Annotated in this window: 11 protein-coding genes; 3 read left to right on the forward strand and 8 right to left on the reverse strand. The window is 71.1% G+C overall.

Annotated features, from left to right (window positions below):
- Positions 1 to 18: 18 nt before the first annotated feature.
- Positions 19 to 1164, forward strand: a complete 1146-nt coding sequence (locus tag ACFVW8_RS13595) for a M48 family metallopeptidase (protein ID WP_389689341.1) — start codon at positions 19 to 21, stop codon at positions 1162 to 1164.
- Here ACFVW8_RS13595 and ACFVW8_RS13600 read toward each other — a convergent pair.
- The 5 genes from ACFVW8_RS13600 to proB all read right to left on the reverse strand — a co-directional run bounded on the left by ACFVW8_RS13600 (position 1082) and on the right by proB (position 6303).
- Complete coding sequence (locus ACFVW8_RS13600; protein ID WP_389689343.1) at positions 1082 to 2215, reverse strand: hypothetical protein; 1134 nt, start codon at positions 2213 to 2215, stop codon at positions 1082 to 1084. The two genes, ACFVW8_RS13595 and ACFVW8_RS13600, sit on opposite strands and share 83 nt — an antisense overlap.
- A gap of 285 nt (positions 2216 to 2500) precedes the next feature.
- Positions 2501 to 3100, reverse strand: a complete 600-nt coding sequence (locus ACFVW8_RS13605) for a hypothetical protein (protein ID WP_389689345.1) — start codon at positions 3098 to 3100, stop codon at positions 2501 to 2503.
- A 65-nt stretch (positions 3101 to 3165) separates the two neighbouring features.
- Entirely contained in the window at positions 3166 to 4449 is a 1284-nt protein-coding gene (locus ACFVW8_RS13610; protein WP_389689347.1) for a glutamate-5-semialdehyde dehydrogenase, read from the reverse strand.
- 81 nt (positions 4450 to 4530) lie between these two features.
- Entirely contained in the window at positions 4531 to 5031 is a 501-nt protein-coding gene (locus ACFVW8_RS13615; RefSeq protein WP_389689349.1) for a hypothetical protein, read from the reverse strand.
- Positions 5032 to 5175: 144 nt separating this feature from the next.
- On the reverse strand, positions 5176 to 6303 hold the full coding sequence (gene proB, locus ACFVW8_RS13620) for a glutamate 5-kinase (protein ID WP_389689351.1): 1128 nt from the start codon (positions 6301 to 6303) through the stop codon (positions 5176 to 5178).
- A gap of 202 nt (positions 6304 to 6505) precedes the next feature.
- Here proB and ACFVW8_RS13625 point away from each other — a divergent pair, with 202 nt between their 5' ends.
- Positions 6506 to 7159 carry a dTDP-4-dehydrorhamnose 3,5-epimerase family protein gene (locus ACFVW8_RS13625; RefSeq protein ID WP_389689353.1) on the forward strand — a complete coding sequence of 218 codons (654 nt, stop codon included), beginning with the start codon at positions 6506 to 6508 and terminating at the stop codon, positions 7157 to 7159.
- A 5-nt stretch (positions 7160 to 7164) separates the two neighbouring features.
- Here the strand turns inward: ACFVW8_RS13625 and rfbD are convergent, their stop codons facing one another.
- From rfbD to ACFVW8_RS13640, 3 genes are read right to left on the reverse strand one after another with little or no spacing between them, the layout of a single operon-like run.
- Positions 7165 to 8049 (reverse strand): dTDP-4-dehydrorhamnose reductase, encoded by an 885-nt coding sequence (rfbD, locus tag ACFVW8_RS13630; RefSeq protein WP_389689355.1) that lies wholly within the window; start codon positions 8047 to 8049, stop codon positions 7165 to 7167.
- Complete coding sequence (rfbB, locus tag ACFVW8_RS13635) at positions 8046 to 9032, reverse strand: dTDP-glucose 4,6-dehydratase (RefSeq protein ID WP_389689357.1); 987 nt, start codon at positions 9030 to 9032, stop codon at positions 8046 to 8048. The genes rfbD and rfbB overlap by 4 nt, the downstream gene beginning before the upstream one ends.
- Complete coding sequence (locus ACFVW8_RS13640; RefSeq protein ID WP_384128002.1) at positions 9029 to 10099, reverse strand: glucose-1-phosphate thymidylyltransferase; 1071 nt, start codon at positions 10097 to 10099, stop codon at positions 9029 to 9031. Before ACFVW8_RS13640 ends, rfbB begins: the two co-directional genes overlap by 4 nt.
- Positions 10100 to 10624: 525 nt before the next feature.
- On the opposite strand from ACFVW8_RS13640, the gene ACFVW8_RS13645 reads away from it, so the two are divergent.
- The gene (locus ACFVW8_RS13645; protein ID WP_389689359.1) at positions 10625 to 12694 is read left to right on the forward strand and encodes a hypothetical protein; all 2070 of its coding nucleotides are present in this window, start codon (positions 10625 to 10627) and stop codon (positions 12692 to 12694) included.
- Positions 12695 to 12787 lie beyond the last annotated feature (93 nt).

Below are 12787 nucleotides of genomic sequence, written 5' to 3' on the forward strand. Positions count from 1 at the left end.
CGAACAGGGGGCCCATTCATGACCGAAAGCAGCCACGAGAGTCACGAGAACGTGCCGAGCAGGCAGCGCAGGCGCTTCCCGGGAATCTCGTCCCGGGCCTACGAGCACCCGGCGGACCGCTCGGCGCTGGTCGCCCTGCGCAAGCTGAGCGGTTTCGACACCGTCTTCAAGGCACTGAGCGGCCTGCTGCCCGAGCGCAGTCTGCGACTGCTCTTCCTCTCGGACTCCGTCCGGGTGAGCGACGCCCAGTTCGCCCATCTCAACAGCATGCTGCGGGACGCGTGTTACATCCTGGACCTGGAGAAGGTCCCGCCGATGTACGTGAACCAGGACCCCCAGCCCAACGCCATGTGCATCGGCCTCGACGAGCCGATCATCGTGGTGACGACAGGCCTGGTGGAGCTGCTCGACGAGGAGGAGATGCGGGCGGTCGTCGGCCACGAGGTGGGACACGCCCTCTCCGGCCATGCGGTGTACCGCACGATCCTGCTCTTCCTCACCAACCTCGCCCTGAAGGTTGCCTGGATCCCCCTCGGAAACGTCGCGATCATGGCGATCGTGACGGCCCTGCGCGAGTGGTTCCGCAAGTCCGAGCTCTCCGCGGACCGGGCCGGACTGCTGGTCGGCCAGGATCTGCGGGCCTCGATGCGCGGGCTCATGAAAATCGCCGGAGGCAACCACCTCCACGAGATGAACGTGGACGCCTTCCTCGCCCAGGCCGACGAGTACGAGAAGGGCGGCGACCTGCGCGATTCCGTGCTGAAGATTCTCAATGTGCTGCCCCGCTCGCACCCCTTCACCACGGTCCGCGCGGCAGAGCTGAAGAAGTGGTCCGAGACCCGCGACTACCAGCGGATCATGGACGGGCACTACCCGCGCCGTGACGAGGACAAGGACACCTCGGTCACGGACTCCTTCAAGGAATCCGCCTCGCACTACGCCGATTCGGTGCGCAGCAGCAAGGACCCGCTGATGAAGCTGGTCGGCGACATCGCGGGCGGCGCCGGCGATCTGGGCGGCAAGCTCCGTGACAAGTTCACCGGCGCAGGAGGCAGCGGAGCCGGGACGGGCAAGGGCGCCGCTACGGATGACTCGGACGCGCGGGAGTCGCGGAGCCCCGAGGACCCTGAGGGGCCGCAGGAGCCCGGGACGGCAGGGAGCTGACCTTCAGCGTCCCGCACAGCGCCGCGGCGGGCCGGCCCGACTCGTACGGGTCGGTGCCCGCGGGGCCCCGGGAGACCGCCCGCCGGCCGGCGAGCAACGGCCGCAGCGCACCGCTCGTGTCGGCCGTGCAGGACTGCGGCCCGGCCTGGACGTAGCTGGTCCGCACCTCCAGCCGGCCCAGCCGCAGATCCTCCCGGTCGAGCCGGAAGCGCAACTCCCGCCGCACGGTGAACAGCGACGCGCCATCGGCCTGCTGGGGGCCCGAGACGGCCGGACGGAGCGCATAGGTGAAGGTGTGGTCCGACACCACCTCCAGGGCGTCGGACCCCACCTCGGCGTAGCGCAGAGTGCCCATGACCCGGACCTCCGGACCGGGGGCGACCTCGGCGGGGTCGAAGCGCACGAGCCAGCCCGTCGCGGCGTGCTGTCCGTCGTCGTACGGCTCGCTCATGCTCCGTTCGAACTGGCCTGTCTGATCCGGGTCGAGCAGTGCCTCCACCGGCCGCACCGTGTTCCCGCCGAGGACGTCCGGGTCGAGCGAGGAGGCCACCAGGTAGTTCTTGACGACGGCCAGGGCGGTGACCACCTGGCTCGCCGAGAAGTTGTCCGTCCGCCCGGCCACGGGAGGATTGATGCCGTCGCCGCCTTTCGGGTAGTGAGCGGCGGGGCTCCCCGCGAACAGGCCGGCCGGCGTGCCCGCGGGTACGGCGCCGCGCGGCGCCAGGGGGACGAACGTCATCCGCAGCGGCTCGGCCCGTCTGCCGACGGGGGCCTGGTAGGGGTGGCGGAAGCCCATGTAGACGGCCGTGCCGAAGGCCAGGGCTATCAGGACGACCAGCGCCAGTGCGGTCCGGGAGCCGCTGCGGAGGGTCCGGCCGGGCAGGCTCCGTACGGCACGGGCGTGCTCCCCCATCCGTTCCTGGGCGGAGAACTCCTGAAGCCGGGCGGCCCGGACGAAGGACTCGTCGAAGACGAGCGACCGGTACTCGTCCTCGCCACCGCCCGCGCTGTTCTCCGCCGGTCCCTCGGGTGGATCTCCGTGGTCTGCCATGGCTTCTCCCGACTCCACGTCACCGACCGAAGGCCGGTGCGGTGCGCCCCCGCCCCGGCCGGAAGGCCTGGACAGGGCCTGCCCGGCATGCGGGGGCATGCACGGGCAAGTGAGGAGCCCCCTCTTCGAGCAGTGAGGGGTCATACCTTCAGAGTAGGTCGATTACGGCGACGGTAAACGCGGAGGCGGGCTCAGAACTGCCTTCGGAGCGCTCGTTCCCGGAGCACCACCACCACCGGGTCCGGCAAGGCGTACGTGGGCCGCGGAGACCGCCGGGCCGGTCCGTCAGGGCGTGCGCGGGGCCGCGGAGACCGTGGGACGGAGGTAGCCTGCCGTGGCGGACGGGGCGGCGGAAGGAGCCGGGGCGCTGTCCACCCCGGTCGTGGCCGGTGGCGGGACCTGGTCCTGCCGGTCGCCCGAGGTGTTGCGGTAGACCGCGCTGAAGGCCAGCGCGACCATGCCGATCCCCATCACCAGCGCGAGCAGCCAGGCCACCGGCCGGTGCCAGCGGGCGGCCCCGCGGTAGGGGCGCAGCGCGCCACCGTGACGCCCGTAGGGGCCGCTCTCGTAGGAGTCGTCGCTCTCCGGACCCAGCCGGTCGTCGTAGGCGCTCCCGCGGCCGTATGCGCCGCCCGGCCCGTAGCCGTCGTCGTAGAGGTCGTCGTCCAGCGGGCCGCCACCGAACCGGGCCCGGAAGGCCTCTGCCTCGGCGCGCTCCTCGGCGGCGGCCAACAGCCGCTCGACGGCGGTCGGTTCGTGGAACGAGGCGGCCCGTACGAAATCCTCGTCGAACACCACGGAGGCGAAGTCCTCGTCCGCGCCCCCGCGGTCGTCGTCGGGCTCCCAGCCGTTCGGGAACGGCCTGCCCCCCACGTCGTCCGGCACGGCTTCAGCCTAGCGCCGGAGGGCCGTTCTGTGCAGGGAGACCGCAGATTCTCACCGTCCCGGGCTCACCGCACATGGCCGTCGCCGGTCACGATGTACTTCGTGGAGGTCAGCTCCGGCAGCCCCATCGGGCCCCTGGCGTGCAGCTTCTGCGTGGAGATGCCGATCTCGGCGCCGAAGCCGAACTGGCCGCCGTCGGTGAAGCGCGTCGAGGCGTTCACGGTCACCGTCGTCGAATCCACCAACTGGGTGAACCGGCGGGCCGCGGCCTGCGAGGTGGTCACGATCGCCTCGGTGTGACCCGACGACCAGAGCCGGATGTGCGCCACGGCCGCGTCCAGCGACTCCACGACGCCGGCCGCGATGTCGAACGAGAGGTACTCGGTCTCCCAGTCCTCCGGCGTCGCCGGCACCACGGTGGCCTTGGACCCCTCGGCGTACTCCAGGACCCGTTCGTCGCCGTGCACGGTCACACCGGCCTCGGCCAGCGCGTCCAGGGCCCGCGGCAGGAAGGCGTCGGCGACGTCCTTGTGGACCAGGAGCGTCTCGGCGGCGTTGCAGACGCTGGGGCGCTGCGCCTTGGAGTTGACCAGGATGTCGACGGCCATGTCGAGGTCGGTCTGCGCGTCCACGTACACATGACAGTTGCCGGTACCGGTCTCGATCACCGGGACAGTGGATTCCTCGACGACCGTGCGGATCAGTGAGGCGCCACCGCGCGGGATGAGCACGTCGACCAGGCCGCGGGCCCGCATCAGCTCCCGCACGGAGTCACGGTTCTCGCCCGGCACCAGCTGCACCGCGTCGGCCGGAAGACCGGAGCCGCCGACCGCGTCGCGCAGGACCCTGACCAGTGCGGTGTTGGACGAACGGGCGGATGACGAGCCGCGCAGCAGGACCGCGTTGCCCGACTTCAGACAGAGCGCCGCGGCGTCCACCGTCACATTGGGCCGTGCCTCGTAGATGATCCCGACCACGCCGAGCGGCACCCGGACCTGGCGCAGGTCGATGCCGTTGGGCAGCGTCGAACCGCGTACCACCTCGCCGACCGGGTCGGGCAGCGCCGCCACGTCGCGCACATCGGCGGCGATGGCGCGGATCCGCTCGGGGGTGAGGGTGAGGCGGTCGACGACCGACTCACTGGTCCCGGCCTTCCGGGCGCGCGCCACGTCCTCGGCGTTGGCCGCGATGATGTCACTCGTCCGTACTTCGAGCGCGTCCGCGATCGCCAGCAGCGCGTCGTCCTTCGCAGCGCGCGGAAGTGGCGCGATGTCGGCGGCTGCGGCGCGTGCCCGGTAGGCGGCCCGGGCGACCGGGGACATGTTGTCGTACGGCGAAAGCGTGGTCATGCCCGCAGGGTAGTGCGCACACTGCGGGCATCCGTCACGTATCCCGTGATGCGAGACAGCCGCCGGCCGCCCCGGGCCGGGTCAGTACGGGTGCACACCGACCGGGGCCGCCGGAGGCGGCCCGTACCCCTCGGCGATGCGCTGGTGGTACGTCTCGCGGTCGATGACCTCCAGGCCGACGATCTCCCACGGCGGCAGACCGGCGCTGGAGCGGTGCTCCCCCCACAGCCTCAGGGCCACCGCCGCCGCGTCGTGCAGGTCACGGGCCTCTTCCCAGTAGCGGATCTCCGCGTGGTCGTTGGCGTACCGGCTGGTCAGCAGGAAGGGGTGGTCGTGCGCGAGCTGTTCGAGACCGCGTCTGACCTCCTTCAGCGGAATCTCGGCACCCGAGACGCAGAGCGTGATGTGCCACAGCTTCGACTGGGTGCGCTCCTGGCTCACCGCCGTCTGCTCGGCCCCTCCGGTCCGCTCGTCCCTCCGGTCCGCGGACAACCTCCCGTCGAAGTCGGCGCCTGCTCCGACGCTGGTCAGGGCGCGACCACCCGTTCCTCGGGGCGGCGCCCCCGGGCGCGCTCGTCTCACCGGCGGCCTCCTGTGAATGTGTTGCTGTGCCGTGTACCCCGCAGTGTCCCTGCTACAAAGTGGACCAGTCCGCGGCCCGGCGTGGGGTGGTTTTCGTCAAGGTCTCTGCCCGAAGACTGGACTTTCAGCCGTTTCGGGGTTTTGTCAGCCGTGCAGAACGACAAGATCGTCCCTGTGTACGACCTCGCGTTCGTAGGCGGGGCCCAGTTCGCGTGCCAGATCGCGGGTGGAGCGGCCGAGGAGCTGCGGGATCTCCTTCGCGTCGAAGTTGACGAGCCCGCGCGCCACCGGCCGGCCGCGCAGATCGCGCAGCTCCACCGGGTCGCCCGCGGCGAACTCGCCCTCGACCGCGGCGATCCCGGCCGGCAGCAGCGAGCTGTGACGCTCGACGACCGCCTGCACGGCACCGTCGTCCAGGGTCAGCGAGCCCTGCGGGGTGGAGGCGTGCGCGAGCCACAGCAGCCGGTCCGCGCTGCGGCGTCCGGTGCGGTGGAAGTACGTACCGGTGTCGCGGCCCGCCAGCGCGTCCGACGCGTGGCTCGCCGACGTCAGTACGACCGGGACGCCCGCGGCGGTGGCGATCCGGGCGGCCTCGACCTTGGTGACCATGCCGCCGGTCCCGACGCCCGCCTTGCCCGCGCTGCCGATGCTGACCCCGGCCAGATCGGCGGGGCCGGTGATCTCGGCGATACGGGTGGTGCCGGGGATGCTCGGGTCGCCGTCGTAGAGGCCGTCCACGTCCGACAGGAGGATCAGCAGATCGGCGCGGACCAGGTGGGCAACGAGCGCGGCGAGCCGGTCGTTGTCGCCGAACCGGATCTCGTCGGTGGCAACGGTGTCGTTCTCGTTGACGATCGGCAGCGCTCCCATGTCCAGGAGCTGGTCGAGGGTGCGGTAGGCGTTGCGGTAGTTGACCCGGCGGCTTGTGTCGTTGCTGGTGAGCAGGACCTGGCCGACGCGTACGCCGTAGCGGGCGAAGGAGGCGGTGTAGCGGGCGACGAGCAGTCCCTGGCCGACACTGGCGGCGGCCTGCTGCCTGGCCAGGTCCTTGGGTCTGCGGTGCAGTCCGAGCGGGGCGAGTCCGGCCGCGATGGCGCCGCTGGAAACGAGGACGACCTCCCGCTCACCGCCGCCGCGCACCTTGGCGAGCACATCGACGAGCGCGTCGACACGGTCCGCGTCGAGGCCGCCGGCGGCGGTGGTGAGGGAGGAGGAACCGACCTTGACGACGATCCTGCGGGCCTCCGTGACGCCCTGCCTTGCCCCTGACACGCGTATCCCCCGTGGTTCGCCCTCGATCGGAATCCGCAATCTACGCGAGCGCGGAAACCGGCGCCTTCGCGTTCCGCACCGTGGACCCCGTTTCGTCCGTATCCATCCCGTTCCGTATCTGTTCCGCACCGATGCTCGTTGCAGGAGACGTAGGCACCACTGCCGAAGTACTCGGCGAACTCCAGGAACAGGACGTGATCGCATGCGCCAGCTCTCCATCCCAGGGGCCTGGGTGCACGAGCCCCAGGTCCTCACGGACAGCCGCGGCAGCTTCCACGAGTGGTTCAGGGCCTCGGACCTCGATACGGCGGCCGGCCATTCGCTGGGGCTCGCGCAGGCCAACTTCTCCGTCTCGGCCCGGGGCACGCTGCGCGGGATCCATTTCGCCGATGTGCCGCCCGGCCAGGCGAAGTACGTGAAGTGTGTGCGCGGCGCGGTACTCGACGTGATCGTCGACATCCGGGCCGGCTCGCCCACGTACAAGCGGTGGGAGGGCGTCCGGCTCGATGACACCGGTCACCGGGCGGTGTATCTCGCCGAGGGGCTCGGGCACGCCTTCATGGCGCTGACGGACGACGCGAGCGTGCTGTATCTGTGCTCGGAGGGCTACGCGCCCACGCGTGAGCACGGCATCGATCCGCTCGATGCGGAGCTGGGCATCGAGTGGCCGCGTGACATCGCCCCGCTGCTGTCCGGGAAGGATGCCGCGGCCCCTTCGCTGGCCGAGGCCGAGGAGCAGGGACTGCTTCCCTCGTACGCGGAGTGCGAGGCGTACTACGCGCGGCTGCGGGCGGCCGGTCCGCCGCTCTCCGGGATGCCGGCGGGCGAACCGGCGCTCAGCCGGGCAGGTCGCTGATCCGGTCAGGGGCGTTCCGCGGCGAGCAGCGCGGGGAACGCCTCGCCGAGCGCCGTGCGCCAGTCCTGGATGGGTTCGATCCCGGCCGACCTGAACCGCCGCTGCGCGAGCACGCTGAACGCCGGGCGGGGCGCGGGCCGCACGAAGGCCGCGCTGGTGGTCGGGCGGACCCGCGCCGGATCGGCGCCCAGCAGCCGGAAGATCTCCCGGGTGAAGCCGTACCAGGTCGTCTCGCCGCCGCTGGTGCCGTGGTAGACGCCCGCCGGGGCGGTGCCCTCCAGCGCGGCCTGTCCGAGCCGGACCAGCCGGCCGGCCAGGTCGACGGTCCAGGTGGGCTGGCCGCGCTGGTCGTCCACCACGTCGAGGGTGTCCTTGACGCCCTCCAGCCTGATCATCGTGCGGACGAAGTTGCCGCCGCCCGCCCCGTACAGCCAGGCGGTGCGCACCACGTAGCCGGTGTCGGGGAGCGTCTCCAGAACGGCGCGCTCGCCGGCCAGTTTGGTGCGTCCGTAGGCGCTGCGGGGGCCGGTGGGGTCGTCCTCGCCGTACGGGCGGGCGCCGTCCCCGGCGAACACGTAGTCGGTGGAGACATGGAGCAGGACGGTGCCGTGCTCGCGGCAGGCCTCGGCGAGGACCGCGGGCCCGGTGCCGTTGACGCGCAGCGCGGCGTCCTCCTGACTCTCGGCGTCGTCGACGGCGGTCCAGGCGGCGCAGTTGACGACGACCGCGGGGCGGTGGGCGGCGAAGGTCTCCCGGACGCGGTCCGGATCGGCGATGTCCAGGGCGGTGCGGTCCGCGGCGACGGTGGTGGCGTCTTCATGGGCGAGGGCGGCCAGCAGGTCCTGCCCGAGCATTCCGCCGGCCCCGGTGACCAGCCAGACCGGGCTCACAGGGCGGCCCTCTCCTTGAGCGGCTCCCACCAGTCGCGGTTCTCGCGGTACCACTGCACGGTCTCGGCGAGACCGGTGCGGAAGTCCTTGCGGGGCTCGTAGCCGAGCTCCTCACGGATCCTGGTGCAGTCGACGGAGTAGCGCCGGTCGTGGCCCTTGCGGTCCTCGACGTAGGTGACGTCGGTGTCCCAGTCGGCGCCGCAGGCGTCCAGCAGCAGCCCGGTGAGTTCCTTGTTGGAGAGCTCGGTGCCGCCGCCGATGTTGTAGACCTCACCGGCCCGGCCCTTGGTGCGGACGAGTTCGATGCCCTGGACGTGGTCGTCGATGTGCAGCCAGTCGCGGACGTGGGCGCCGTCGCCGTACAGCGGCACCGGCCGGCCTTCCAGGAGGTTGGTGACGAAGAGCGGGATGACCTTCTCGGGGAAGTGGTGGTGTCCGTAGTTGTTGGAGCAGCGGGTCACCCGTACGTCGAGTCCATGGGTGCGGTGGTACGAGAGCGCGATCAGGTCGCTCGACGCCTTGGACGCGGAGTACGGGGAGTTGGGCGCGAGGGGTTCGTCCTCGGTCCAGGAGCCCTCGTCGACCGATCCGTAGACCTCGTCGGTGGAGATGTGCACGAAAGTCCGCACACCCGCCAGGTGCGCGGCGTGGACCAGGGTGTGGGTTCCCACGACGTTGGTACGGACGAAGGCGGCGCCGCCGTCGATGGAGCGGTCGACATGCGATTCGGCGGCGAAGTGCACCACCTCTTCGTGGCCGGCCATCAGGCCGGCGACCAGCTCCGCGTCGCAGATGTCGCCCTGGACGAAGGAGAAACCCGGGTGGTCGCGGACCTCGTCGAGGTTGGCCGGACTGCCCGCGTAGGTGAGCTTGTCCAGGACCGTGACGGCCACGTCACCGGGTCCGTCCGGGCCCAGCAGCGTACGGACGTAGTGCGAGCCGATGAAGCCGGCACCGCCGGTCACCAGGATGTGGGTCGTCATGAGGAGATCTGCACCTTGCTGTGGTCGCCGAGGACGAGACGGTGGGCGGAGGGGCTCCGGGGCGCGGGGGTCACCTCGACCTCATGGCCGATGAGGGAGGCCTCCACGCGGCGGACGCCGTCGATGGAGGCGCCGCGCAGGACGATGGAGTACTCGATCTCGCTGTCCTCGATCCGGCACTCCTGGGCGACCGAGGTGAACGGACCGACGTAGGCGTCGCTGATCACCGAGCGGGCACCGATGATGGCGGGACCGACGATCCGGCTGCGGGTGACCCGGGCGCCGGGTTCGATGCGGACCCGGCCGATGATCTCGCTCTCGTCGTCGACGTGGGCGCCCTCGGTGGACGGTTCGACGGTCTCCAGCACGGTCCGGTTGACCTCCAGCATGTCGGTGACGTTACCGGTGTCCTTCCAGTACCCGCGGATCATGGTGGAGCGGACGTCGCGCTCCTGGTCGATCAGCCACTGGATGGCGTGGGTGATCTCCAGCTCGCCGCGCCAGGACGGTCGGATGGAGCGGACCGCCTCGTGGATGACCCGGGTGAAGAGGTAGACGCCGACGAGCGCCAGATCGCTCTTGGGCTCCCTGGGCTTCTCCTCCAGGGCCACCACCCTGCCGTCCCCGTCGAGCTCCGCGACGCCGAACGAGGTCGGGTCGGGCACTTGGGTCAGCAGGATCTGGGCGTCCGGCCGGTCCGTCCGGAATCCCTCGACCAGGCCGGTGATCCCGCCGATGATGAAGTTGTCCCCGAGGTACATGACGAAGTCCTCGTCGCCCAGGAAACGCTGGGCGATCAGGACCGCGTGTGCGAGACCGAGCGGCTCGGACTGCGGGATGTAGGTGACGTCGATGCCGAACCGGGAGCCGTCGCCGACCGCCGCGCGGATCTCCTCCTCGGTGTCGCCCACGATGATGCCGACCTCGGTGATGCCGGCTTCCGCGATGGCCTCCAGGCCGTAGAACAGCACCGGTTTGTTCGCGACCGGAACCAGCTGTTTGGCCGAGGTGTGGGTGATGGGACGGAGCCGGGTGCCTGCCCCACCGGAAAGTACGAGAGCCTTCACTGATTCTGCCCCCACGACGAGATGGCGGTCCTGTCGCAGCTGCGACCTGTCGGGCGACCTTACTTAGATTCACTGTCCTATCTGTGGTGAAACAGCACCTGCGGCCCGTTACCGACACATCCGGACGAAAAGTGGCGGCCCCCCGTAACCGCATACCGCCATGTGGCGGGCCATCGGATCCCCGACGCGTAACCACATGCGCGTCACATCGAACTGAACTACGGATGAAGCGCGCCGCCGGGTTCGGCGCCGATGCCCCGCGGCAGATGCGGAGCGGTCGGCACTTTCAGGGACACTTCCTGCGAATTCACGAACTCAGAATTTGGTTGCGTCCAGTCGCTCAATTCTCACAGATCTTTCACGTTCATCTCATGAACGGAGGAGACGGCATCCATATGGTGGGGCCCCTGAACCCCCATGCCCCCGGGCGGCCGGTCAGGGACCGGGCCACCCGGCCGGGCCGGCCGACACGTCGGCGCGGCCCCCACCGCGCACGTGAGCGCTCGCGCTCTTTGGAGTCCCCCAGTGCAACCACTCCCCCCGGTCCTGCGGTACGCCGCGAAGGTCCTCCCCGTTGCCGTACTGGCCGCGTCCTTCGTCGCCCAGGCCGCCGCAGCCGCTGCTGCGCACCTCGCGCTGCTCATATCGGCGACAGCCGCCAACCTGCTGGCCGAAGCCGCCCTGCACCGCTGGCAGCCCGGCCAGGTCTCCCTGCTCGCGCGAGTCAGGGCCGATGTCCTGGTCCGTCGGCTCACCTGTGACTTCCTGCTGATCGTGGGGCTGCTGCGGCTGGCCGGGAACCATCCGGAGACGGTCTACCTCCCCCTCGTCCTCGGCCTGCTCCTCTTCTACGCGCTCCACTTCGCCGGCCACGCGGCAGCGATCCGGGTGCGCGGCATGCGGACCCTGCCGCTGCTCACCCGCAATATCGACGCCTCCGCCCTGCGGATCGCCCCGGCGCCCCCGGCCCTGCTGATGCGCCGCCACGGACCTCGCCTGCTGCTGTTCGGGCTGCCCGCGACGATCGGACTGCTGCTGACGGCGGCGGGCGACGAGCCGCAGTTCGCCGCTGCGGGCATCGCACTGTCGATCGCTTGCGCCGCCGTCTCGCTGGCCGAGCTGGTGTGGTGCCTGGTCCGCCGCCGCCCCGCCTCGCCCGAGGAGGTGCTGGACTGGTTCGACGGCTGGCTCGCCGACTACCGGCCGACCGTCGGTATGTACTTCTCCGGCGGCGCCTCGTCCGCGTACCAGGCCAACATGTGGCTCGACGCACTGGCCGGGCTCGACGGCCGGCCGGTGATCGTGCTGCGCGAGCGGTTCATGATGCAGCGGATCGGTGCGACGGACATCCCCATCGTGTGCATCCCGAAGGTCGCCCAGCTCCTCCGCCTGGAGCAGTCGGCCCTGAAGCTGCTGATCCACCCCGCCAACTCCGGAAAGACCTCGCAGGTCCTGCGGATACCGTCGATCAAGCACGCCTTCGTCAACCACGGCGAGAGCGACAAGCTCTCCAGCTGCAATCCGTACGCGAAGGCGTACGACGAGGTGTGGGTCGCCGGACCGGCGGCGCGCGAGCGCTACGCGCTGGCCGACGTCGGCATCGAGGACCGCGACGTGGTGGAGATCGGCCGCCCCCAGCTGGCGCCGATCGCCCCGTACGAGGGCCCGCCGGCCGGCACGTACACGACCGTGCTCTACGCCCCCACGTGGGAGGGCTGGGACGGCAATCCGGGCAACACCTCGGTCGTCCTGGCCGGCGAGAACATCGTCCGGGAGCTGCTCGCCGACCCGGGCGTCCGGCTCCTCTACAAGCCGCACCCGATGACGGGCTCGGTCGACCCCCTCGCCGGCGCCGCCAACGACCGCATCCAGGCCATGGTCCAGGAGGCCAACCGCGGCCGCACCGGCCCGCACCCCGGCCCGCAGGCCGCGGCCGAGCTGGCCCGGCGGACCACGGAGCTGCACAGCCTGACCGCCTCCTCGTTCCGCGGCGACGCGGATGACGCGGAACGCATGCTGGTGCAGAGCACCCCGGAGCCGGGCCGCGCCGAGGCCGTCGCCGCCGCGACCGCAGCCTGGGAAGCGGCCCACTGGGCATCGCTCCCCGAGGACCTGCACCAGATCATCACGGGGCCGCAGCCCGCGCTGTACTCCTGTTTCAACCAGGCGGACCTGCTGATCAGCGATGTGTCGAGTGTGGTCACGGACTATCTGGCAGGCGAGAAGCCGTACGCCGTGGCGAACACCAGTGGAATGCCTGAGGACCTGTTCCGCGAGGCGTTCCCGACGGTCAGCGCGGCGACGATCCTGACCCCCGACGCGGCGGGCGTCGCCGCTCTCCTCGACTCGGTGCGCCACCCGGCGGACGACGGGCCGGCCGCGGCCCGCGCCGGTCTGAAGCTGCATCTCCTCGGCCCGTCGGACCCGCCGTCCCAGGCCCGCTTCGGCGAGGCGGCGCTCGGCCTCTGCGAGGTCGCGGACGAGCACCGGGTACGCATGTCGAACCGGCTGCTCCCGGCGATCCCGGCACAGCGCAGAGCGCTGGAGGAGGCGCAGGCGGCCGAGGAGCGTCTGGAGGCGGCACCCGAGGCATAGCCCGCCCCGCCACCGGATACGGCAGCGGCCCGGCACCCCCGTGGGAAGGGGGGGGCCGGCCGCAGCCCGAACAGCGCAAACGGGTGGGGAGGC

Source organism: Streptomyces sp. NPDC058221 (assembly GCF_042882365.1).
GTDB lineage: Bacteria > Actinomycetota > Actinomycetes > Streptomycetales > Streptomycetaceae > Streptomyces.